This is a genomic window from Streptomyces sp. NBRC 110611 (assembly GCF_001590865.1).
Classification (GTDB): domain Bacteria; phylum Actinomycetota; class Actinomycetes; order Streptomycetales; family Streptomycetaceae; genus Streptomyces.
The window spans coordinates 186,034-212,144 of sequence record NZ_BBUY01000005.1 but is presented as its reverse complement, the minus strand read 5'-3'; the positions used below and the strand labels follow the sequence as shown (position 1 = coordinate 212,144).

Genomic DNA, 26,111 nt, shown 5'->3' with positions numbered 1-26,111 from the left:
AGACCCTGTGGAACGCCACCAGAGCATTCGCTCACGTCTGACGCTCACGCACACCAACCCCCTCGTGGACGACCACCGGGTGCACGGTGTCCGCACCCTGCCCGGAGTGACGTTCCTGGACGTCGTCTACCGGCTGCTGGACGCCCGGGGCTTCACCCTGGACCGGACCGAACTGCGCGACGTCCTCTTCATCGAACCGGTCGTCACCACCGAGGACTCCGACCGGGAGATCGAGGTCGCACTGGAGTGGGCGTCCGGGCACTACCGGGTGACCGCCCGCAGCCGGAAGGTGTCCGCGGGGCAGGAGCCGGGCCCGGAGTGGACCGCGCACCTGGAGGCGGAGCTGCATCTGGACAGCCCGTTCCCGGACGCGGTGCCGCCGGCCGGCGAGGGTGACGGCGCACCGGCCGAGGACGTCGAGCGGGTCTACGTCCTGGGGCGGGCCGCCGATATCCACCACCGCTCGTTCATGACGTGCCACGGCACCGTCCGCGACCGTGACGGCGGGCTGCTGGCCCGTATCGCGCTCGGCGACGAGGCCCGGGCGAGCCGCGGTGACTTCCTGTTGCACCCGGCGCTGCTGGACGCGTCGACGATGCAGAGCTACGCGCTCGCCTTCTCCGGTGAGGAGACCGATCCACGGCCGCTGATCCCCTTCCACATCGCGGCGTTCCGCGCCGCCGGGTCGCTCGGCGACGCGTGTCTGGTGAATCTGCGGGTGCGGGACGGTGCGGGCCGCGCCGGTGACGTGCTGTACGTCGATATCGACCTGCACGACGAACAGGGGCGGCTGCTGGCCCGGTTCGAGCGGCTGGCGCTCAAGCGCATCCGGTCCAGGGAGCTGATCACCCGGCTGACGGAGGGCGGGGCCGGGCGCCCGGCGGGCCGTCCGGCGGCGCTGCCGGTGGAGGGGCCGGAGCGAGCGGGCCGGGGCGCGCGCCCCACGCCGGAGGCGCCCGCCGCAGCGCCCGCCACGCAGCCCGCCACAGCGCCCGCCACGGCACCGTCCGGGGACGAACGCCGGTCCCTGGTGCTCCGCGAAGTCGCCCGCGCGGTCGGCGAGTTGCGGGGGGACGCGGCGGCCGCCGTCGACCCGCAGACCGGCTTCTACGAGCTGGGGCTGGAGTCCACGCACCTGCTGCGGCTCGTCCGGGCCCTGGAGGAGCGCTGGGGCATCGGCCTCTACCCGACCCTGCTGTTCGAGTACCCCACCGTGGACAGCGTGGCCGACTACCTCCTGGAGCACATCCCGGACGCCGCCTTCGCCGCGGTCGGCGGTGAAGACGCCCGGCACGCCCGGGACGCCGAAGCCACCGCGGACGGGGCGGCCGAGGCGCCCGCGGACAGAGCGGCCGAGGCCGCCGCGCCCGCCGACACGCTCAGCCTGACCGGGATCTGGGAGGCCGCCGACGCCCACCCGGCCGCCACCGGGCACCGCCCGGAGAACCTGCTCCTGCTCGGTACGGACTCCGGCCCGGTCGACTGGCCGCGGCAGCGGGCCGGCGGACCGGCCGTCGTGCTGGCCCGCCCCGGCGGGGCCTACCGGCAGGTGGAACCCGGCGTCTTCGAGCTGCGCCCCGGCTCGTACGACGACGTCCGGCGGCTGCTCGCCGATCTGGCGCAGCAGGGGCGGTTCCCCGACGCGGTGGTGCACACGGCACCGCCGAAGCCGCCGCGGAGCGCGGACGAACTCCCCGCGGCCGTCGAGTACGCCTGCACCACCCTGCTCCTGCTCGGCCGGGCGCTGCTGGAGACCGCGGGCCGGACGGAGCTTCCGGTGCTGTGGCTCTCGGCCGCCGGGGACACCCTGGCGGCGACGGTGCCGGGCGCGCTGGCGGGCCTGGCGAAGACCGTCCGCATCGAACAGCCCCGGCTGCGCCTGAAGGTGGTGGAGCTCGGTGACGGTACCGGGCCCGACCCGGCGGCGCTCGGCGAACTGGTGCTGCGCGAGTGCGCCGCCGACGCCGAGTCATGGGTGCGCTACCAGGGCGGGCGGCGGTACGTACGCCGCTACCGGGAAGCGCAGCTGCCCGGGCTCGACACCGGCCTCGGCACCGGGCTCGACAGGGGGCTCGGCACCGGCCCGGCAACCCCGGCGGAAGCCTCTCCGGCTGCGGCCGGCCGGCCGGTGCTCCGCGACCGCGGCGTCTACCTCGTCAGCGGCGGCAACGGCGGCCTCGGTCTGCTCTTCGCGGATCTGCTGGCCCGCACCGTACGGGCCCGGATGGTGCTCTTCGGCCGCTCGGCCCCCGACGCCGCGACGCGCGAGGCACTGCGCGCCATGGAGGCGCACGGTGCCCAGGTCCACTACGTGCAGGCCGATGTCACCGACCCCGCCGACGTGGCGCGGGTCGTGGACGAGGCCCGCTCCCGCTACGGCGCGGTCAACGGCGTACTGCACACCGCCGGAGTGCTGCGGGACGCGCTGCTGATGCACAAGGACGCCGACGGTATCGGGCAGGTGCTGGCGCCCAAGGTGCGCGGCACGGTGCACCTCGACACCGCGACCCGGGGCGAACCGCTCGACTTCTTCGCGCTGTTCTCGTCCGTGACCGGCGCGGCGGGCAACGCCGGGCAGTCCGACTACGCCGCCGCCAACGCCTTCCTGAACGCCTACGCCGCGCACCGCGCGGCCTCCGGCGCGCCCGGCCGCACGGTCGCGCTGGGCTGGCCGCTGTGGCGCGACGGCGGGATGCGCACCGACGAAGCGACCGAGGCGTACTTCCGCAAGCACGGGCAGACGCCGCTGGCGGCCGCCGCCGGTACCCGGATCTTCCTCGCCGCGCTGCGCCAGGAGGTGCCCGAACTCGTGCTCTTCCACGGCGACCGGGAGCGCGTGCTGCGTTCCCTGGACGGGGCCGACCCCGGCGCGCCCTTCGACCTTCCGCCGGCCACGGAGACGGCGGCGCTCCCGCCCGCGCACGCGGTGCCGTCCCCGGCGCCGGCTCCGGCTCCCGCACCGGCACCGGAGCGGGACATCGCCGTCATCGGCCTGGCCGGCCGCTACCCGATGGCGGGGGACCTGGACGAGCTGTGGGACAACCTCGCGGCGGGCCGCGACGCCGTCACCGAGATCCCGGCCGGCCGGTGGCCGCTGGAGGGGTTCTTCGACGCCGGGCGGAAGACGCCGGGGCGGTCCTACAGCCGCTGGGGCGGCTTCCTGGCCGACGCCGACCGGTTCGACCCGCACTTCTTCCAGATCACCCCGCGTGAGGCGGAGTCCATGGACCCGCAGGAGCGGCTGTTCCTGGAGACGGTCTGGCACACCATGGAGGACGCTGGCTACACCCGGTCCGCGCTGGCCGCCCACCGGGTGGGCGTGTTCGCCGGGGTGATGTTCAACCAGTACCAGATGCTCGGTCTGACGGCTCCGGAGGAGCTGACCGCGCTGCCGACCTCGTTCTCCTCGTCGGTCGCCAACCGGGTCTCGTACTTCTTCGACTTCCACGGACCGAGTCTGGCCCTGGACACCATGTGCTCGTCGTCGCTGACCGCGCTGCACCTGGCCTGCCAGAGCCTGCTCGCCGGCGACTGCGAGGTGGCGTTCGCGGGTGGCGTCAACGTCACGGTGCACCCGTACAAGTACCTCTACCTGAGCCAGGCCGGATTCGTCTCCGGTGACGGGCGGTGCCGCAGCTTCGGCGCCGGCGGGGACGGCTATGTGCCCGGCGAGGGGGTGGGCGCCGTACTGCTGAAGCCGCTGGAGCGGGCGCTGGCCGACGGGGACCGGATCCACGGTGTGATCAAGGGCAGCGCCGTCAACCACGGCGGGCGGTCCGGCGGCTACACCGTGCCCAGCCCCGTCGCCCAGGCCGAGCTGATCCGCGAGGCCCTGGACCGGGCCGGGACCGGTGCGGACACCCTCGCCTACCTGGAGGCGCACGGCACCGGCACCGCGCTGGGCGACCCCATCGAGATGTCGGCCCTGGAGCGGGTGTTCGGCGGCGCGGAGCCGGCCGGCCGGCCCGTACCGATCGGCTCGGTGAAGTCGAACCTGGGTCACCTCGAACCGGCCGCCGGCATCGCCGGTCTCACCAAGGTGCTGCTCCAGATGCGGCACCGGACGCTGGTGCCCTCGCTGCACGCCGAGCAGCTGAACCCCGCGGTCGACTGGGACGCGGCACGGTTCCGGGTGCAGACCGCGCGCGAGCCGTGGCAGCCGCGGCCGGGCCGCGACGGGGCCGCCGTGCCGCTGCGGGCCGGTGTCAGCGCCTTCGGCGCGGGCGGGGCCAACGGCCATGTGATCGTGGAGGAGTTCACCGGGAGCGCACCGTCCGGGGGCGACGTTCCGCCCGGGCCGTACGCCGTGCTGCTGTCCGCCAAGAAGGACGAGAACCTCCGGCAACTGGCCGCGCGCTACCTCGGCTTCCTCTCCGCGCACGGGGCGCGGGAGCCCGGCGGCGCCGGGGTGCAGGGTGAACTGCGGGACCTGGCCGCCGAGTTGTTCGGCCTCGACGGAGCGGTGCTCGACCCGGCGGTGCCGCTGGACGAATGGGGCCTGGACGCGGCGGACCTGCGCCGCTTCGAGCAACAGGCCGCGGAGCGCCTCGGCCTGGAGGGAGCCGGCCCGCGTATCGACCTCGGCTCGACGCTGGAGAGCATCGCCGCCCAGGTGACCTGGGCCGGCACCGGCGGTGCCCCCGCGCTGTCCGATCTCGCGTACACCAGCCAGATCGGGCGGGAGGCGATGGCGGAGCGGCTCGCCCTCGTCGTGTCCGACCTGGACCAGCTGCGCGCCGCACTGGAGGAGTTCACCGAGCGGGGCGAGGCGGGCGGGTGCGGCCATCGCGGCAGCGTCCGGCCCGGAGTGCAGGCGTCCGGCCCGGCGGACGCGCAGGCCGTGCGGGACGCCGTCGCACGCCGTGACACGGACACGCTGGCCCGCCTGTGGGCAGCCGGTGCGACGGTCGAATGGCCGTCGCTGTACGCCGGGTACGCCCCGCGCCGGGTCGCCCTGCCGCTGTACCCGTTCACCCGGCGTCGCTGCTGGATCGACGCCCCGGAGCCGCGCCCGGACCGGCCGCTCGCCGCGTCCGGTACGGTGCAGGACGCGGTGCCGGCCGAGGAGTTCACCTACACCGCCACCTGGCAGCCGCTGCCCGCGCTCCCGTCCGCCGGCCCCGGCGCGTCCGCTGCCCCCGGCACCGGCACGGTGCTGGTGGTCAGCGCCCCGGACGGGCGCGAGCTGGCCGCGGCGCTGGCCGGGCGGCACGCCGGCCGGAAGGTCGTACGGATCGAACTGGGCGGCCGGACCCGGCAGATCGGCCCGGACCGGTGGGAGATCGACGCGGCCGACCCGGAGGCGGCCGCCGCGCCGCTGGACGACCTGGCCGGGCTGCGGACCGTCTACTTCCTGGGCGGACTGCTCGGGTCCACGGACGCCACCGCCCCTGCCGACGCCACCGGCGCGGCGGGGGACGGCTTCGGCGGGCTGCCGGGCCTGGAACGCGCCGAGGAGACCGGCGTGCGGGCGCTGTTCCGCTGCGCCCAGCGGCTCGCCGTACCGCTGGCCGGGGCGCGGGAGCTGACCTGGAAGATCGTCACCAACGGCGTGTGGTCCGTGGCCGGTGAGCCGGCCGGCAACCCGTACGCGGGCGGCCTGTCCGGTATGGCCCGGGTGCTGGAGAGCGAATACCCGGGCTGGAGTGCCGTCGTCATCGACGCCGAGGGCCCGCTGCCCGGGGCCGGCAGCCCGCGCTGGGGGGAGCTCGCCGACCGCATCGTCGCCGAACCCGCCGTCCGGGGTGCCCGGATCGCGCTGCGCGCCGGGGCCCGCCACCGCCAGGCCCTGCGCCCGGTCACCCTGCCGCCCGCCGGCCCGGCCCCGGTCCGCCCCGGTGGCACCTACCTGGTCGTCGGTGGCGCGGGCGGTATCGGCTTCGAGATGGCCCGCTCGCTGGTGCGCGACCACGGTGCCCGGGTGGCCCTGCTCGGCCGCAGCCCGCTCGACGACGCGCGGCGCCGGCGGATGGCCGAGGCCGACCCCGGCGGTGCGCACCTGCTCTACGTACCGGCCGACGCCGGGGACCCGGTGAGCCTGCGGTCCGCCCTGGCGGAGGTCCACCGGCGCTTCGGCCCGGTGCACGGCGCGTTCCACTCCGCGCTGTCGAACAGGAGCGGCCTGGTCCGGAACCTGGCCGAGGACGACCTGCGGGCCTGCCTGGCCGCCAAGTCCCGGGTGAGCGTCGCCCTGGTCGAGTCCCTGCGGGACGAGCCGCTGGACTTCCTGGTCCTCTTCTCCTCGGTGCAGTCCTTCCTCGGAGACGCCGGACTGGCCAACTACGCCGCCGGCTCGACCTTCCTCGACGCGTACGCGCACGCCCTCGACGCCCGCCTGCCGTACGCCGTCCGGGCCGTGAACTGGGGATTCTGGGGCACCGTCGGCGCGGTGGCCCATGAGCGGGCCCGCGAACAGCTGCTCCGCCAGGGCTTCCGCTCCATCTCCCCGTGCGAGGGCTGGGACACCGTGCTGCGCCTGCTGGCCGGCACCGTGCCCCAGGTCCTGGCGCTGCCGGCCGAGGCACCGCTGCTGGCCCGGCTGGGGCTGGACGGCGGGCCGGACGGGCACCGGCGCGAGGGCGCACAGCCGTCCACCGATCCGTCCACCGGGCCGTCCACCGGGCCGTCCACCGGGCTTCTCGACGGCGCGGCGCAGCTGGACGGTACGGGGGTTGCCGCCGTGGACCGCTTCCATGGCGTGGAAACGGCGATGGCGCGCACGGCGGCCGGATGGCTGCTGCGCATCCTGGACGAGATGGGTGCCTGGCCGGAGCCCGGCGCGGCCGCCGACGCGGCGACCGTGGGCCGTCGGATCGGCTGCGTCGCGCGTTACGAGCGCCTGCTCGCCACGGTCCTCGACGTCCTGTGCGCGCACGGACAGCTGCGGCCGGCCGGCCGGGCCTATCTGCCCGAGCCGGCCGCGCTGGCCGCCGCCCGGGGCGCCGACCACGCCGCCGAGCTGGCCGGCCTCGCCACCGCACACGAGGACCTGGCCGTGTACGTACGGCTGCTGGCGTTGTGCCTGGGCCACTACCCCGAGCTGCTGCGCGGCGAACTGGCCGCCACCGACCTGCTCTTCCCCAGTTCCGGCATGTCCCTCATGGAGGGCGTCTACAAGGGCAACGCGCTCAGCGACGCCTACAACGGGCTGGTGAACGCCGCCGTCGTCGGCTACGTCAAGGACCGCGTGGCGGCGCTCGCCGAGGGCGAGAAGATCCGGATCCTGGAGGTGGGCGCGGGCACCGGCGGCACGTCGGCGGGCCTGCTGCGGGCCCTGGACCCCTACGGCGCACATCTGGACTACTGCTACACCGACCTGTCCGCGGCCTTCCTCGCGCACGGCAGGCGGGAGTACGGCGCCGACCGCCCCTTCCTGCGCTTCAAGCGGCTGGACGCCGAACGCGGCCTGGCCGGGCAGGGCTTCGAGCCGGGCACGTTCGACCTGGTGGTGGCGGCCAATGTGCTGCACACCACCGAGGACGTGCGGCGCACCCTGGGCAACGTCAAGGGCGCGCTGCGGCCGGGCGGCCGGCTGGTACTGAACGAACTGACCACCGTCACCGTGCAGATGACGCTCACCGTCGGCCTCTTCGACGGCTGGTGGAGCTACGCCGACACCGGGCGCCGGCTGCCCGGTTCGCCGCTGCTGGACGTGGCGGGCTGGCGCGCGGTCATGGCGGAGCTGGGGTACGGCGGCTTCACGGCGCTGCCCGGGCGCGAGGTGACGGAACGCAACTTCCAGCATGTGATCGTGGCGCAGAGCGATGGGGTGACGGTGTCCGAGCCGACCGAGGCGACCGCGCAGACCGCGCAGACCGGGGTGGCCGGGGGCAGGGTGGAGCCGGGGCACGGGACCGTGCCACCCGTTCCCGTTCCCGTTCCCGTTCCCGCTGCCGCTGCCGACCCGGCTCCGGCCCCGGTGGCTCCGGAGCCGCGCGCCCGCTTCGAGCGGGACCTGCTCGACCTGACCTCCGAGGTCTCGGGCATCGACCTCGACGACCTCGACCCCGACCAGGACCTGGGCGACTTCGGCTTCGACTCGATCAGCTACAGCCTGCTGGCCGGGCGGCTCAACGACACCTACGGCTTCGGGATCACCCCGACGCTCTTCTACGAGACCGCCACCCTGCGCGCCCTGACCGACAAGCTGGCGACGGACCACGCCGCGGCACTGAGCGACCGGTACGGGAGCGGAGCGCAGGCGGCACCGGCCGCCACGGTGGCCGCCACGGTGCCGTCCGCGGCGGCTCCGGCCGGCGTGGGCGCGGCCCCGTCCGAAGCGGTCGCCGCCGAGGTCCCGGCCGGACCCGTGGCCAGGGGCGCCGACGAGCCCGTGGCCATCGTCGGGATGGCCGGCCTGCTGCCCGGCAGCGCGAGCCTGGACGCGTTCTGGCGGCACCTGGAGGCGGGCGACGACCTGGTCACGGCCGTACCGGCGGACCGCGACGGGCTGCGGTCGCTCTCCCACCGCGGCGGGTTCATCGACGGCGTGGACCTCTTCGACCCGCTGTTCTTCGGCATCTCGCCGCGCGAGGCCGAGGGCATGGACCCCCAGCAGCGGCTCCTGCTGCAGACGGTCTGGACGGGCCTGGAGGACGCGGGCATCGCACCGGGCGGCCTGGCGGGCAGCGACACCGGACTGTTCATCGGCGTCGGCTCGAACGACTACCAGGAACTCCAGATGGCGGCCGGCGCCGGGATCGACGCCTTCAGCGCCACCGCCAACACCCACTCGATCCTGGTCAACCGGGTCTCCTACCTCCTGGACCTGCACGGCCCGAGCGAGCCGGTGAACACCGCCTGCTCCAGCTCGCTGGTCGCGCTGCACCGCGCCGCCGAGGCGATCCGCAACGGCGACTGCGAGGTGGCCGTCGCGGGCGGGGTGAACCTGCTGCTCTCCCCGCACAACTTCCGGCTCCTGGACCGCACCGGCATGCTCAGCCCGGACGGCCGCTGCAAGACCTTCGACGCCTCCGCCGACGGGTTCGTCCGCGGCGAAGGCCTCGGCGTGGTCGTGCTCACCAGTAGGAAGCGGGCCGCCGAGGCGGGCCACCGGGTGCGCGGCTGGCTGCGCGGCAGCGCCGTCAACCACGGCGGCAAGGCGCGCTCCCTGACCGCGCCCAACCCGGCGAGCCAGGCCCGGATGCTGGTCGCCGCGTACCGCCGGGCCGGGGTCGATCCCGGCACCGTCGGCTACGTGGAGACCCACGGCACCGGGACCTCACTGGGGGACTCGGTCGAGGTCAGCGGTTTGAAGACGGCCTTCGCCGAACTCCGGGACCGGGCCGGGACACCGGACCCGCAGGGCGCGTACTGCGCGCTGGGCGCGGTGAAGACCAACATCGGGCACCTGGAGTCCGCCGCCGGTATCGCCGGGGTGCTCAAGGTCCTGCTCGCCATGGAGCACAGGACGCTGCCGCCCTCCCTCCACATGGCCACGCTCAACCCCTATCTCCAGCTGGCGGACGGCCCGTTCCGCCTGCCGGCCGCGGCCGAGCCCTGGGAGCGTCCGCTGGACGCACAGGGGCGGCAGCTCCCGCGCCGCGCCGGGGTGAGCTCGTTCGGCTACGGCGGGGTCAACGCACACGTCGTCCTGGAGGAGCCCATGACCGGGGACGGCGCACGGACCGCCGGGCCCGGGACGTCCGCCGGGCCGGACCTGCCGGTGCCGGTGTTCGTCCTGTCCGCCCGTACGGAGTCCGCACTGCGCAGGTACGCGGCGGACCTGGAGCGGTACCTCGACGGTGCCCGCGAGACGGACCTGGCGGACCTCGCGTACACCCTCCAGACCGGCCGGGACGCCATGGAGCACCGGCTGGCGGTGGTCGCCGGTACGCGGGAGGAGCTGGCCGGCGCGCTGGCGCGGTTCGCCCGCGGTGCCGAACCCGGCGCCGGCGAGCGGGTGTTCACGGGAACGGCCGGGGGAGCGCGGCGCGGTACGGCGGAGCCGGTGGACGGCACCGGCCCCGAGCGGCTCGCCCGGGGCTGGGTGGCCGGGGACGCGGTGGACTGGCGCGGCCGGTACGCCGGGCGCACTCCGCGCCTGGTGCCGTTGCCCACCTACCCGTTCGAGCCGATGAGCCTGTGGTTCGAGACGCCGGCGGCCGGCCCGGCCCCCGTCGGCGCCGTCGGCACGCCGGACGCCGCCGCTGCCCGCACCGCGCTCGCCGAGCCGGTGGCGGACGAGCGGGTGGCGGATGAGCCGGTGGCGGACCTGATGTACGTGCCGGTCTGGCGGCCCGTGGCGGAACCGTCGCCCGCCCCCGCCCGGCCCGCTGACACCGGCACGGCGTGGCTGGTGCACACCGCACGGACGGCGCCGCTCGCCGACGCGCTGGCCGCCCGGCTCGCCCCGCGGCCGGTCGTCCGGATATCCGCGGACCGCCCCGAGGCGACCGGGAACGCGATGCTGGGCGCCCTGCCGGCCCCTGCCCAGGTGTACTTCCTGGCCGGGATCCGGCAGGCGGCGGACCCGGCGCCGGGCGCGGACCTCGATGCGCTGCGGGAGGCGGAGGAGAGCTGTGTCCTGCCGCTGTTCCGGGTGGTCCGCCACCTGCTCGAACGGCCCGCCGCCAGCCGGGGGCTGGCGCTCACCCTGGTGACCGGCGACACCTGTGCGGTCGCCGGGCACCCGGTGCGCAACCCGTACGCCGCACACCTGTGGGGCTTCGCCAAGTCCCTGCGCCGCGAGTGCGAGTCCTGGCAGGTCGCCACGCTCGACCTGGACGGGGACGAGACCCTGCGGGACGCGCCGTACGCGGCCGGGGTGGTGGCGGCCGCCGGGGCGCTGCCCGGGGCCGAACTCGCCGTCCGCGGCGGCCGGTTCCACCGCCGGGTGCTGGAGCCGATGAGCGCGGCGGCGCCGGACTCCGGGGCACCGCGCGGCGTGGTGCCGCGCGAGGGCGGCGTACACCTGATCATCGGGGGCGCCGGCGACATCGGCGCCGATGTCGCCGCCCACCTCGTCCGGCGGTACCGGGCCCGGGTGGCGCTGGTGGGCCGTGGCCCGCTGGACGCCGCGCGGCAGGCCCGGCTCGGGACGATCGACCCCAGCGGTGAGCGGGTGGCCTACTTCCGGGCGGACGCGGCCGACCGGGAGGCGCTGCGGGCCACGGCGGACGCCGTGGAGCGCCGCTTCGGCCGGATCGACGGCGTCATCCACACCGCGAACACCCTGCGCGACGGAGCGCTGCACGCCCTGGACGAGACCCGCTTCCGGGAGGGCCTGGAGTCCAAGACCCGCACCACGGCGGCGGTGGCCGATGTGTTCGCCGCCCGCGGCCTGGACTATCTGCTGGTCTTCTCCTCGGTGCAGTCCTTCCTCGGCAACCCCGGGCAGAGCGGCTATGCGGCCGCCTGCACCTTCCAGGACGCCTACGCACACAGCCTGGCGGCCCGGCTGCCCTTCCCGGTACGCGTCGTCGACTGGGGTTTCTGGGGCGGTTCGGCGCTGGCCGACCGGTACCGGGACCGGATGCGGGCGATCGGCGTGACACCCATTCCGCCCTCTCGGGGGCTGCGAGCGATGACCGAGGTCCTCGGCCGGGAGGTAGTTCAGGTGGCGGTGGTTTCGGGCAGTGCGGAGTTCGTCACCGGGCTCGGCGCACAGACCGCGCACGGCGCACAGACCACGCACGGTGCGCACACCGCGCACGGCACACGGACCGTCGAGGGCACGGAGCCCGTGGACGGCACACGGACCGCGGACGGCGGGCCGGAGGCGGCCGGGGCGCTGCGCGCCGAGGTCCACGCGCTGGTGTGCGAGGCGGCCAAGGTGAGCGCGCAGGTACTGGCCCCGGACGGGGAGCTGAGCCGGTACGGGTTCGACTCGATCGCCTACACCCGGCTCAGCCACACCTTCAACGAGGTGTTCGGGGTGGACGTGACCCCGGCCTTCTTCTTCGGCATCGCCACGTCGCTGGACCTGGCGGACAAACTGGCCCGCAGCTATCCGGAGGAACTGCGCGCGCACCACGCGCGGCAGGCCGCCCCGGAGCCGGCGCCGGAGCCGGCCCTCGCGGACCGGCCGGCGCCGGAATCCGCCCCCGCGCCGCAGCAGGCCGTGCAGGCCGCCACGCCGGCCCCCGAGCCCGCGCCGTCGCCGGCTCCCGCCCCCTTCGAGGACGCGGTCGCCGTCGTGGGCATGGCGGGGCGGCTGCCGCAGTCGGACGACCTGGACGAGTTCTGGGCGCATCTGACGGCCGGTGACGACCTGGTGACCGAGATCCCCGCCGACCGCTGGGACTGGCGGAGCATCTACGGAGAGCCCGGGAACGGGGAGTTCAAGACGCCCGTCAAGTGGGGCGGCTTCATGCACCGGGTGGACCGGTTCGACCCGTCCTTCTTCGGGATCTCCCCACGGGAGGCGGAGGCCATGGACCCCCAGCACCGCCTGGTGCTGGAGACGGTCTGGAGCTGCATCGAGGACGCCGGTATCCGCCCGTCCGCACTGGCGAGGACGGACACCGGGGTCTTCCTCGGCGCCTGCACCTACGACTACTTCGAGATCCAGCACGCCTTCGGCACCCCGCTGGAGGGCTACAACGCCATCGGCCGGGCGCACGCCATGCTGGCCAACCGGGTCTCGTACCTGCTCGACCTGCGCGGCCCCAGCGAGGCGATCGACACCGCCTGCTCCTCGTCACTGGTGGCGCTGCACCGTGCGGTGGAGTCCGTCCGGAACGGCGACTGCGCACTGGCGATCGCCGGCGGTGTCCAGGTCCTGGCCTCACCGATGCTCTTCGTCGACATGAGCCAGGCCGACATGCTCAGCCCGGACGGCCGGTGCAAGACCTTCGACGCGGACGCCAACGGGATCGTGCGCGGCGAGGGCGTCGGCACGGTGCTGCTCAAGCGGCTGTCGGCGGCCATCGCGGACGGCGATGTGATCCACGGTGTGATCCGCGGCAGCGCCGTCAACCACGGCGGCCGTACCAACTCGCTGACCGCACCGAACCCGGACGCGCAGGCCGACGCGGTGGTCAAGGCGCACCGGCGGGCCGGTATCGACCCGCGCACCGTCACCTACGTCGAGACCCACGGCACCGGCACCGCGCTGGGCGACCCCGTGGAGATCGACGGCCTGAAGGCCGCGTTCCGCCGGCTCTACCAGGACTGGGGGGTGACCGGGCCGGCCGAGGCGCACTGCGCGCTGGGCGCGGTCAAGAGCAACACCGGGCACCTGGAGGCGGCGGCCGGTATCGCCGGTCTGCTCAAGACGCTGCTGGCGATGCGGTACGGAACGCTCCCCGCCAACCTGCACATCCAGAAGCCCAACCCCTACCTCCAGCTGGACGGCAGTCCCTTCCGCGTGCTGCGGGAGAGCCGGGCCTGGGACCGGCAGCGGGGTGCGGACGGCGCCGTGGTGCCCCGCCGGGCCGCGGTCAGCTCCTTCGGACTCGGCGGGGTCAACGCCCACGTCGTGGTGGAGGAGTACCTGCCCGGCGCCGGGGCCGCCGAGGCCCCGGGTGCGGCGTCGGGGCCCGGTGTGTTCGTGCTCTCCGCCAAGACCCCGGACCGGCTGCGGGCCGCCGCCGCCCGGTTCGCCGACTGGCTGGCCGAGCCGCCGGCCCAGGTCACCCTCGACGCGCTCACCCGCACCCTGCAGACCGGCCGTGAGGAGATGGCCGAACGGCTGGCCGTGGTCGCCGCCGACCTCACCGATCTGCGCGGCAGGCTGACCCGCTGGCTGGAGGGGGAGCCGGAGCCCGCAGGCGTGTTCACCGGCACCTCCGAGGCGCGGGACGACGGCACCAGCGTGCTGCTGGACGGTCCGGAGGGCAGCGAGTACCTGCGGATGGTCGTCGCCGGGCGCAAGTGGGAGAAGCTGGCGCACCTGTGGACCCGGGGCGTACGGATCGACTGGGCGTTGCTGTGGGGCGCCGGCGCGCCGCGCCGGGTCGCGCTGCCGACCTACCCGTTCGCCCAGGAGCGGTACTGGGTGCGGCCGGGGGAGCGGTTCGACCGGCAGCAGGTACGGGAGGCCGGGCTGGTGCCGGACGGGGCGCCCGAGCCCGCGCCCGTACCCGTGCCGGAGCCCGCGCCCGTACCGGAGCCGGCCCCCCTGCCGGAGCCCGCCCCGGCCGCCGTCGTGGCCACCGGAGCCGGAGCCGGTGATGCGGCCGGCCGGCTGGCCGCGCGGATCACGACGCTGCTGGCGCAGCACCTCGGTGTGGACGGCGCACGGCTGCGGCCCGACCGCAGCCTGGTGGAGTACGGCGTCGACTCGCTCGGCCTGCGCCGGCTCGGGCGGGCGCTCAGCGCCCAGTTCGGGATCCGTATCCCGGCGAAGTTCTTCTCCACCAGCGGGTCGGTCGACGGCATCGTGCGCAAACTCATGGAGACCTTCCCGGCGGAGCTGGCCGCCGCCCCGGAGCGCTCCGCGACGCCCCCCACACACACCACACCCGCCGGGCCCACCGCGGCCGCCCCGCCCGCCGGGCCCCCCGCCGACGGCGACGGTATCCAGACGCTGCTGCGCGGACTGCGTTCCGGGCAGCTCAGCGTGGGCGAGGCGCTCCAGGAACTGACGAAGGAGTCGGGCCGATGAACGCCATCCTGAAGGAGCTCCTGGAGGCGGTCGCGGACCAGCGCATCACCGAGGAGCAGGCGCTGCCGCTGCTGCGCGGACTCGCCGAGGGCGGGGACGACGGAGCGGGAGCGGGGGAAGACGACGGAGCGGGAGCAGGGGAAGCGGAAGGCCTCCCGGCCGGGGCGAGTTACCCGCTCAGCCGCGGCCAGGCCGCCCTCTGGGCGATCCACCAGAGCGCGCCCACCAGCGCCGCGTACAACCTGCCCATGGCGCTGCGGATGCGCCCGGACGCCGACCCGGGCCTCCTCGAACGCGCGGTACGCACGGTGATCGAGCGCAACCCCGGCCTGCGGATCAATGTGAAGCCGGGCCCCGACGGCGCCGACGGCCCCGTCCAGGTGGTGGCCGAACGAGGCCTGGACATGGTCGAGATGGACCTCGGCCACCTCACCGAGCAGGAGCTGCTGGAGCGGATCCGGGAACTGGTCCGGGTGCCGTTCGACCTGGAGCGCGATCCGCTGTACCGGGTCTACTTCCTGCGCGGCCCCGGGGCCGGCCCGCTGTTGCTGCTGGTCTTCCACCACCTGATCACCGACGGCGTCTCCAGCCACCTGATGCTGCGCGACATCGTCGCCGGCTACGACAGCCTGACCCGCTCGGATGCCCCGGCTCCGGTGGAACCGGGCACCCCGTACCACGCGTTCGTGCGCTGGCAGCGGGAGATGCTCGACGGCCCGGAGGCCGAGGAGCACCGCGCGTACTGGCGGCGCACCCTGTCCGGGGCCTCCACGGCCGCGGTGCTCGACCGGCTGGCCGACCGCCGCCGCGCCGGTGAGCGGACCTTCACCGGGCGCAGTGTCCAGCTGGAGCTGGACGCCGCGTCGTGGAGCGCCGTACGGGCCACCGCGCGGGACCACGGGCTCACCCCGTTCAGCGTGGTGTACGCCGCCTTCGTGGGCCTGCTGCACCGCCACACCGGCCTGGAGGACTTCTCCGTCCTGGTGCCCACCGACGGGCGGGCCGCCCAGGAGTTCGACCGGACGCTCGGCTATCTGATCAACCCGGTGGTGCTGCGGACCGCCTGCTCGTCACGGACGACCGCAGGTGAGCTGTTCACCGCGGTCCACGACGGCCTGCTGGAGGCGGAGGACCACAGCGCCTACCCGTTCGCCTCGGTAGTGGACGACCTGCGGCGCGGCGGCGACCCCGGGGCCGGTTTCGACATCGGCTTCTACCTCCAGCAGGGCGTCGGCCGGGACCTGGACATGGCGGCCGGGCAGACCCTCTTCGAGGACGCCCTGGCCATCACCCAGGAAGGCGAGTCGGACCTGGTCGTGGAGGTCGTGGTGCGCGGCGACCACGCCCTGGTCTACTTCAAGTACGACCCCGCGCTGTTCGACCGCGCCACCGTCGAGCGGCTGGCCGAGCACTACCGCGCGCTGCTGCTCGCCATGGCCGCGGACCCGGCGCTCGAACTGGGCGCCGTCGAGCTGTCGAGCCCCCGTGAACGGGCACTGGTGCGCCGGGCCAACGCCACCGACGCCGGGCTGCCGTGCCACCGCACCGCGGCCGGGCTGATCCTGGACCAGGCCGCCCGGACGCCCGGCAACACCGCGCTCGTCGACGCCGGCACGTCCCTGACGTATGCCGAACTCGCCCACCGTGTGGAGGTGCTGGCGGGCCGGCTGCGGCAGGACGGGGTCGGCCCCGGCGCGCTCGTCGGGGTGCTGGCCGGCCGGCGGGCCGAACTGGTGATCGCGCTGCTCGCGGTGCACCGCGCGGGCGCCGCCTATGTGCCCCTGGACCCCGAGTTCCCCGCCGAACGGCTGGAGTTCATCGTCGCCGACGCCGGGATCTCGACGGTGGTCACGGACCGGGCCTCGGCCGGGCGGCTGCCCGCCGACGGCCTCGCCCGCATCGTCCTGGACGACGTCGACTGGGCGGCGTCCCCCGGACCGCTGCCGCCCGCACCGCACCGGCCGGCCGGCACCTTCCACGACGCCACCGCCTACGTGCTCTACACCTCGGGCTCCACCGGGCGTCCCAAGGGCGTGGAGATCAGCCACGGCAGCCTGGTCAACTTCCTCGCCGCGATGGGCGGGACGCCGGGCTGCGCCGAAGATGACCGGCTGCTCGCGGTCACCACCGTCAGTTTCGACATCGCCGCCCTGGAGCTGCTGCTGCCGCTGACCCGTGGCGCGACCGTGGAGATCGCGGCGGCCGAGGTGGCCCGGGACGGCCTGGCCCTCAAGGACCGCCTGGACGGCACGACGGGCGGGGCCGCGCCCACCATCGTCCAGGCCACCCCCGCCACCTGGCAGATGCTGCTCTCGGCGGGCTGGTCCGGACGCCTGGCCGGGAAGATCCTGTGCGGCGGCGAGGCGCTCACCCCCGGCCTGGCCGAGAAGCTGCTCAACCGGGCCGACGAGGTCTGGAACATGTACGGGCCGACCGAGACGACCATCTGGTCCTCGGTCGGCCAGGTGCGCCGCCACCGCCGGATCGGCGTCGGCACGCCCATCGCCAACACCCGCTTCCACCTGCTGGACGAGCACCGGCGGCCGGTGCCGTTCGGCGCCACCGGAGAGCTGTACATCGCCGGGCACGGTGTGGCCCTCGGCTACCGCGGACGGCCGGAGCTGACCGAGGAGAAGTTCCCCGACGGCGCGTTCCTCGGCGAGTCCGGACGGGTCTTCCGCACCGGGGACGCGGCCCGCTACCTGCCCGACGGGAGTCTGGAGCTGCTGGGCCGGCTGGACCGGCAGGTCAAGCTGCGCGGTTACCGCATCGAGCTGGGGGAGATCGAGGCCGCGGCGCGCCGCAGCGACCTGGTCGAGGAGGCCCGGGTACTGCTGCGGGAGGACGTGGCCGGACACCAGGCGCTGGTGGCGTTCGTCCGGACGGCCCGGGCCGGCGGCCCCGCCGGGGACTTCGCGGACCGGCTCCGCGCCGAGCTGGCCGAGTGGCTGCCGGGCTATATGGTTCCGGCCCGTACGGTCCCCCTGCGGGCCTTCCCGCAGACGCCCAACGCCAAGATCGACACCGGGCCGCTCCAGCGCCTCCCGGTCGAGGAGATCGTCCGGCGCTACGGATACCCGGACGCGGCGGCGGACGGACCGGAAGCACCGGAAGTACCAGAAGTACCGGACGGGGACGGGGCGGCCGCGGCGGACGCCGCACCCGACCCCGTGGCCGGGCTGCGCGAGGAGCTGCGCCGCTGGGTCGCCGAGATCGCCGGGGTGCCGCCGGAGGTCCTCGCGGCCGACCGGCCGATCGGCGACTACGGCTTCGACTCCATCCGCTTCACCCGGCTCAGCGCCGTCCTGCGCGACCGGCTGGACATCACCGTCCCGCCGACCGCCTTCTACGGGCACCCCACCCTCGACGCGCTCGCCGCCCACCTGCTGGGGAAGTACCCGGCGCAGCTGTCCGGGCGGTACCGCCCGGAGCCGGCGGCGCGGCGCACCGCCGCCGCGTCCGCGCCGGCCGCCGCGTCCGCGGCCGCCCCGGCGCGCGCCGCCGCCCGCTCCCCGCGGGACACCGGCTACCCGCCGGTGGCGGTGGTGGGCATCGGCGCCCGGCTGCCGGAGTCGGACACCCTGGAGGAGTTCTGGTCGCACCTGGTCCAGGGCCGGGATCTGATCCGCCCCTATCCGCTGGAACGCGGCTTCTCCCGCAGCCTGTTCGGCCGCTACGAGGGCGGCGACCCGGCGGCCTTCCCGGGCTCCTTCGTCCGGGACGTGGCGGACTTCGACGCCCAGCAGTTCCGCATCTCCCCCCGCGAAGCCGCCCAGATGGACCCGCAGCACCGGCTGCTCCTGCACACCGCACGGCAGGCGATGGAGGACGCGGGCTGGGCGCCGCAGGCCCTCTCCGGGACCCGGACCGGCGTCTTCGTGGGCATCAGCGGCGCGGACTACTTCAGCCTGCTGGGCCACGAGCGGGAGAGCGACGACCACTTCCACGTCGGCAATGTCGCCTCGGTCGCCGCCAACCGCATCTCGCACCTGTTCAACCTGCACGGCCAGAGCACCATTTACGACACCGCCTGCTCCAGCTCGCTGGTCGCCGTCCACCGGGCCGTCCGCGCCCTTCAGCTGGGCGACTGCGACGCGGCGCTGGCCGGCGGTGCCAACCTGCTGCTGTCGCCCTACGGCTGGCGCGCGCTGCGCCGGGCCGGGATGCTCAGCCCCGACGGCCGGTGCAAGACCTTCGACCGGCGGGCCGACGGATACGGGCGCGGCGAGGGTGTCGTCCTGCTGATGCTCAAGCGTCTGGACCGGGCGCGGGCGGACGGCGACCCGGTCCACGGGGTGATCATCGGCTCCGCCGAGAACCACGGCGGCCGTACGCACTCGCTCACCGTGCCCAACCCCCGGGCCCAGACCGATGTGGTGGTGCGCGCCTACGAAGCGGCGGACATCCCGCCGGCGTCCGTGGGCTACATCGAGGCGCACGGCACCGGCACCGAACTCGGCGATCCCATCGAGGTCGACGGCCTCAAGGACGCCTTCGGCAGGCTCCTGGACCGCTGGGGGCCGGCCACCGACGGGGCCGGCGTCGCGCTCGGCTCGGTGAAGACCAACATCGGCCACCTGGAGGCGTCGGCGGGGGTGGCGGGCCTGGTCAAGGTGCTGCTGGCGATGAAACACCGGACCCTGCCCGGCCTGGTCCACCTGACCGAGCCCAACCCGATGCTCGACTTCGTCGGCAGTCCCTTCCACCTTCAGACGCGTACCGCCGGCTGGGAGCCGCGGCGCGACGCGGACGGGACCGCGTGGCCGAGGCGGGCGGGCGTGAGCTCGTTCGGCATGGGCGGCAGCAATGTGCACGTAGTGCTCGAAGAGGCAGCAGAGGAACAGTAGATGGTGCAGAAGAAGACGACCTCTTCGCAGCGGCACGTCGTGGTGCTGTCGGCGTCCGGACCCGGACAGCTGGAACAGTACGCCGCGCGCCTGAAGCGGTGGATCGACGATCACCTGGCGGAGGACCGGCCGCAGCGTGCCGCCACCACGCTGGAGCGGCTTGCCCACACCCTCCAGGTCGGCCGGGAGCCGATGCGTGAGCGGCTCGCGCTGGCGGTGTCCTCCCTGGCGGAACTGGCCGACGGGCTGGGCCGGTTCGTGGCCGGACCGGACGGCGGCGGCCACGGCCTGGTGCGCGGCACGGTCACCACGGACGGCACGCCCGGTGCGGCGGTGCCCGCCGGCACCGGGCCGGACGAGGTGGCCCGGCTCTGGGCGAGCGGCGCCGCGGTGGACTGGAACGCGCTGCGCGGGGACGCGCCCCGCCCGGCGCGGCTGTCGCTGCCCACCCCGCCGTACCACTCCCGCCCGTACTGGATCGAGGAGCCGGCGGCCGGCCCGGCCGCGGCACCCGCGCACCCGCTGGCCGGCACCCCGGCCGACGCGGAGGGCCTGATCTTCACCCGCACGCTCACCGGTGACGAGTTCTTCCTGCGCGACCACGCCTTCGGCGAGAGGAAGGTGCTGCCCGCCGTGGCGGCCCTGGAGTTCGCGGCGGCCACCGCGGCGGGCACCGGGCGCGGAGCGGTGCGCACCGTCCGCGACGTGATGTGGACCCGCCCGGTCATCGTCACCGACGGCCACCCGCAGACCGTGCGGCTGCAGCTGACGCCCGAGGCGGACGGGGTGGCCTACGAGGTCTGGCGCGGTACGCCGCAGGAGACCGGCGAGCTGTCCTCGGCGGGCCGGATCGGCTTCGGCGCGCCCGCCGAGGACCCGTCGGCCGGGCCCGGACCGGTCACGCTCGACCTGGACGCGGTCCGGGCCCGCTGCCCGCACACCGTCACCGGCGCGGAGTGCTACGCCCTCTTCGACCGGCTCGGCGGCGGATACGGTCCCAGCTTCCGCCCGATCACCTCCCTGCGGCACGGCGACGGCGAGGTCCTCGCCCGGATCGCGGTTCCGGCGGAGACCGGCCACCCGCACGGCCTGTTCACCCTGCACCCCTCCCTGCTGGACGGCATGCTCCAGGCCGCCCTGTGGACCGAGGCCGACCCCGCCGCCGTCGAGGAGCGCCGGCTCCCCTTCTCGCTGGGCTCCCTGGAGGTGCTGCGCCCGCTGCCGGAGCGCGGCCTGGTGCACGCCGTGCCCGCCCCGGACGGCAACGGCCACCACCTGACGCTGGCCGATGACGACGGCCGCGTCGTCCTGCGCATCGAGAACCTGGTGACCCGCGCGGTCGGCGGTGGGCACGCGCTGCGCCCCGGCACCGCACCCGAGGACGACCGCACCCTGGCCTTCGAGGAGGTGTGGCGGCCCGCCGCGGCGGGCGAGCGCCCCGTGGGCGGCGAGGTGCTGCTGTTCAGCGCGGACCCGGCACTGGCCGGACTGCTGCCGGACGGCGGCGTCGCGACGTACGCACCCGGGGACCACCGCACCGAGGCCGACTTCGACGCCCTCTTCGCCGGCCTCGCCCGGCAGGGCCGCACCCCCGCCGTCCTCGTGTGGGACGGCGTCGCCACCCCGGACCGGGACGGGCCGGCCGACCGGCCGGCCCGGCGCCTGGCCGCGCTCTTCCGCGCCTGGTCGCATGCCCGCTTCGACGCTCCGGTACGGCTGCTGTACCTGTACGAGGCGACCGGCGGCGCCGATGACGCGCTCAGCGCCGCACTGGACGGCCTGGCCCGGACGATCGCCAACGAGCAGCCGGACTTCCTGACCTCCGTGATCGCCGTGGCGCCCGGATCCACCGAGGACCGCGCCCGCGTCCTGGCCGCCGAACTGGGCGCCGCACAGCATGACTTCGCGGTCCGCCACCACGCCGGCGAGCGGCAGGTACGGCGCTGGGAGCCGGTCACCGGCTTCCCCGCCGCACTGGGCTCCGGCCTGCCGCTGCGGGACGGCGGCAACTACCTGGTCACCGGCGGCCTCGGCGGCCTGGGGCGGATCGTGGTGCGGCATCTGGCCGCCGCCTCCCGGGCCCGTTTCGTCCTCACCGGCCGTACCCCCCACGGCCCGGACGTCGAGCGGGAGCTCGCGGCGCTGCGCGCCGACGGCATCGACGCCGTCTACCGCCCGGCGGACCTGGGCGCGGCGGGCGGTGCGGCGGCCCTGGTCGAGTCGGTCCGCGGCGAATTCGGCGCCCTGCACGGCGTACTGCACCTCGCGGGCACGACCCGGGACGGGTACCTGCTGGCCAAGGACGACCAGGAGCTGTCCGGGGTGCTGGCCCCCAAGGTGCGCGGCACCCTCGAACTGGACCGGGCCACCGCCGGCCAGCCGCTGGACTTCTTCGTCCTGTTCTCCTCCATGTCGGGCGCCGCGGGCTCCCCCGGCCAGGCCGACTACGCCTACGCCAACCGCTTCCTGGACGCCTTCGCCTCCTGGCGCGAGGACCGGCGCCGGGAGGGCCGGCGGGCCGGCCGCACCCGGTCGCTGCTGTGGTCGCTGTGGGAGGACGGCGGCATCCGCATGGACATGGACGCGGCGGCACAGGACCGGATGGTCGACGAGGTGGGGCTGCGGGCGTTCACCACCGCCGACGGGCTGGCCGCCCTCGACGCCGCAGCCGGGCACGACGGTGACCACCTGCTGCTGGTCCGGGGCCGCCCGGCGAAGGTGCGGGAGCTGCTGGAGACGGCGGGGCGGCGGGCGCTGCCCCGGGCCGCGGCGGCCGCGCCCGGAAACGCTCCGGAGGCCGTGCCCGGATCCGCTCCGGCGGCCGGAGCCGGCATCCAGGAGCGCGCCGAGGACCACCTCAGGGAGCTGCTGGCCGGAGTCTTCGGCATGCCCGCCGAGGACATCGAGACCGATACCGCCTTCCAGGCGTACGGCATCGACTCGATCCTCATCATGGATCTGAACCGGGTGCTGGAGCAGCACTTCGGACCGCTGCCCAAGACCCTGTTCTTCGAGTACCAGGAACTGCGGTCGCTGGCCGGGTACTTCGTCGAGCGGCACGCGGCGAAGCTGGACGAACTGGCGCCGGCCGCGGCCCCGGTGCCGGAGGCCGCCGTCCCGGCGCCGACCGCGCCGGCGCCGACCGTCCCGGCCGTACGGGAGCGGCCCGCGCCGGCCCCCGCGCCCACGGCCGCCCCGGCCCCCGCCGCCACCTCTGGTTCCGGCTCCGCCGCCGACGAGCCCATCGCCATCATCGGCGTCAGCGCCCGCTTCGCCGAGTCCGACGACCTCGACGGCTTCTGGGAGCATCTGCGCGCCGGCCGGAACCTGATCACCGAGATTCCCGGCGACCGCTGGGACTGGCGGGACTACGACACCGCCACCGAGGCCGACCGGGCGGCCGAGTACAGCCGCTGGGGCAGCTTCATCGACGGCATCGACACCTTCGACCCGTTGTTCTTCGGCATTTCGCCGCGCGAGGCGGAGATCCTCGACCCGCAGGAGCGGCTGTTCCTGCAGACGGCCTGGCACACCCTGGAGGACGCCGGCTACACCCGGGCCGGGCTGCGGGCCGGCCGCACCGGCGTCTACGTCGGCGCGATGTACACCCTCTACCAGCTGTACGAGGCCGACAACGGCCGGATCGCCGCCTCCTCCTACGCCGCCATCGCCAACCGCGTCTCCTACACCATGGGCTTCGGCGGCCCGAGCCTGGCCGTGGACACCATGTGCTCCTCGGCGCTCAGCGCGATCCACCTCGCCATCCGCGACCTGCGCTCCGGCGAGGCGGACGTGGCGCTGGCCGGCGGGGTGAACCTGCACGTCCACCCGTACAAGTACCGCTTCCTGGGCCAGGGGCAGTTCACCTCCAGCGACGGCCTGTGCCGCAGCTTCGGCGAGGGCGGCGACGGCTACGTGCCCGGCGAGGGCGTGGGCGCCGTCCTGCTCAAACCGCTCGGCGCGGCGCTGCGCGACGGTGACCACATCTACGCGACCATCCTGGCCAGCAGCGTCAACCACGGCGGCCGCACCAACGGCTTCACCGTCCCCAGCCCGATCGCCCAGGGCGACCTGATCGGCGGTGCCCTGACGTCGGCGGGCGTCGACCCGCGCACCATCTCCTACGTGGAGGCGCACGGCACCGGCACCTCGCTCGGCGACCCGGTCGAGATCCGCGGCCTGACCCGCGCCTTCGAGTCCGCGGGGCTGGCGCCGCAGAGCCTGCCGATCGGCTCGGTGAAGTCCAACATCGGCCACCTGGAGTCGGCCGCCGGTATGGCGGCGCTGTGCAAGGTGCTGCTCCAGATGCGGCACCGGACGCTGGTGCCCTCGCTGCACTCCGAGACGCTCAACTCGAATATCGACTGGGCGGATTCGCCGTTCGTCGTGCAGCGCGAGCCGGCGCCGTGGCACTCGCCGGACGGCGCGCCGCTGCGGGCCGGCATCAGCTCCTTCGGCGCGGGCGGCGCCAACGCGCACCTGGTGGTCGAGGAGCACCGGCCGGCCGGTGCGGCCACCGGGGCCGGCCGGGGCCCGGTCTCCGGTGCGGAAGGCCCGTTCGTCTTCCCGTTCTCGGCGAAGACCCCCGAGCGGCTGCGGGAACTGGCCCGCCGCTTCGCGCGGTTCCTCTCCCGCAACCCGGAGACCGGCCCCGCGGCCCTCGCCCGCACCCTTCAGGACGGCCGGGAGGCCCTGGACGACCGGCTCGCGGTCGTCGCCGGCACCGTGTCCGAACTGGCCTGCGCGCTGGGCGCGTTCGCCGAGGACGGGACGGTGCCCGACGGGGCGTTTCTGGGGAGCGTGCGCGGTGCGTCGCGCGACCGCGGCACCCGGGTCACCCCGGACGAGGTCCGGGCGGCCGTCGAGCGGCGCGACCCGGTCGCCGTCGCCGGGCTGTGGGTACGCGGCGGCGCCCCCGAATGGCGGCTGCTGCGCGCCGCGACCCCGGACCGCATCCCGCTGCCGGGCTACCCCTTCGAGCGGATGCGCTGCTGGATCACCGACGGCGATGCCCCGGCCCACCGCCGTACCGGCGGCCCGGGCGGGGGCAGTGGCTCCGACGGCCCGGACGGCACCGGCCCCGGCGGCCCGGCGGCGGGCGGCTTTGGCCATCCGCTGCTCGACCGGGTCGACCCCGCGCGCTCCCTGGACGGCGCGCTCGCCTTCACCACGTCCTTCGGCCCCGGGCACACCCTCATCCGGGACCACCAGGTGGGCGGCGTCCACCTGCTGCCCGGCGTCGCCGTCCTGGAGATGGCCCGCGCCGCCGCCCGGGAGGCGGGCCTGGGCGAGCCCTGCGCACTGCGCCGGGTGCGCTGGCTGCGCCCGCTGACGGTGACCGGGCAGCCGCGCGAGGCCTGGCTGTCGCTGCGCCGCACCGAGCGCGGCCTCGCGTTCGAACTGACCGCCGGGGAGGGCACGGAGACCGCCGTCCTGTCCCAGGGCACGGTGGAACCGCTGCCGGCGGCCGGCCCCGCGGAGCCGGCCGGCCGGGACGGGATCGAGCAGATCCGCACCCGTTGCGCCCAGCAGTACCAAGGCGCCTGGCTGTACGAGGAGTTCGAGGCGGCCGGGCTCGGCTACGGCCCCGCGCTGCGCGCGGTGGAGTGGATCGCGGCCGGCGACGGCGAGGCGCTCACCCGTCTCACCGCCGTCGAGGCCACCGGCCCCGCGCTTGAGGACTGCCTGCTGCACCCGGCGCTGCTGGACGGCGCGCTGCACACCTTCGCCGTGCTCCGCGACCGCGCGGCCGGCCCGGCGATGGTGCCGTACGCGGTCGAGTCCGTGGAGGTCCGGCACCCCCTGGGCCGGCAGGCCTACGCCCACGTACGGGCCCGCGGCACCGACCGCTACGACATCGACCTCCTCGACGACGCGGGCCGGGTCTGCGTACAGCTGCGTGACCTCGCACTGCGGCCCGCGCCCGGCGCGGCCGCGGAGGCCCCGGCCACCGCGGTCACCGCGAACGCCGCAGCCACCGCGGACACCGTGAACACCGCGGACACCCGGGCCCCGGCCACCGGCGGCACCGGCACCGCCGCGCTGGACGGGCTGCTCTTCGCGCCGCGCTGGACCGCCGTGGCGGCCGCCGCGGCCGAGGCGGCCCCGGCGGACCCGGCCCGCTCCCGCCCGGCCGGCGAGACCTGGATCGTGCACGACGAGGGCAGCGAACAGCTGGCCGCGGAGCTCGCCGCCGAGGTGGGCGGCCGGCCGGTCGTGGTGGCCGCGGCGGACGCCGGGTCGACGGCGTCGGCTGCGGCGCTGCCCGGCACGGTGTACTTCCTCTCCGGGTCCGCGCGGCCCGGCGAGCGCCACCACGACGCCGGAGCCCTGGAGGACAGCCAGGAGCGCGGTGTGCTGGCCCTCTTCCGCCTGGTCAAGTCGCTGCTCGCGCGCGGTGCTTCGGCACATGCGGTGCGGCTGGCCGTGGTGACCGAGGACGTCTGCGGGGTGCTGGGCGAGCCGGTGGGCAACCCGTTCGCGGGCAGCCTGCACGGCCTGGCCCTGTCGCTGGCCCAGGAGTACCCGCGCTGGGAGGTGTCCGTACTGGACCGCGCGAGCGGCGACGCGGTGCGTACCACGGCCGCCGCGCTGACCCGTCTGGTGGCCGCCGGCACCGCGGCCGGGGCCGGCGGTCCGCTGGCGCTGCGCGCGGGTGCGGTGCACCGCAGGAAGCTCGTCCCGGTGGCACCGGCTCCGGCCGGTACGGACCGGAT

Annotated in this window: 3 protein-coding genes (1 of these 3 running past the window's edge); all 3 read left to right on the top strand. The window is 75.5% G+C overall.

Features of this window, described 5'->3' with window-relative positions:
- Positions 1–7 precede the first annotated feature (7 nt).
- Tightly spaced (each overlapping or abutting the next), the 3 genes in view from AZE13_RS14085 to AZE13_RS14075 form a layout consistent with a single transcriptional unit that may run on beyond the window.
- Complete coding sequence (locus tag AZE13_RS14085; RefSeq protein WP_066930897.1) at positions 8–14,548, top strand: SDR family NAD(P)-dependent oxidoreductase; 14,541 nt, start codon at positions 8–10, stop codon at positions 14,546–14,548.
- Complete coding sequence (locus tag AZE13_RS14080) at positions 14,545–19,395, top strand: non-ribosomal peptide synthetase (RefSeq protein ID WP_066930895.1); 4,851 nt, start codon at positions 14,545–14,547, stop codon at positions 19,393–19,395. Before AZE13_RS14085 ends, AZE13_RS14080 begins: the two co-directional genes overlap by 4 nt.
- A protein-coding gene (locus AZE13_RS14075; RefSeq protein WP_066930893.1) for an SDR family NAD(P)-dependent oxidoreductase crosses the window boundary here: on the top strand, positions 19,396–26,111 show its 5' end (the start). It continues 14,146 nt past the right edge of the window; the window shows 6,716 of its 20,862 coding nt (coding positions 1–6,716); its start codon is at positions 19,396–19,398; the stop codon falls past the right edge of the window.

What these genes read in the sequence shown, in the direction of transcription:
- AZE13_RS14080 (WP_066930895.1), top strand. Translation starts at nt 14,545, where the DNA reads ATGAACGCCATCCTGAAGGAGCTCCTGGAGGCGGTCGCGGACCAGCGC.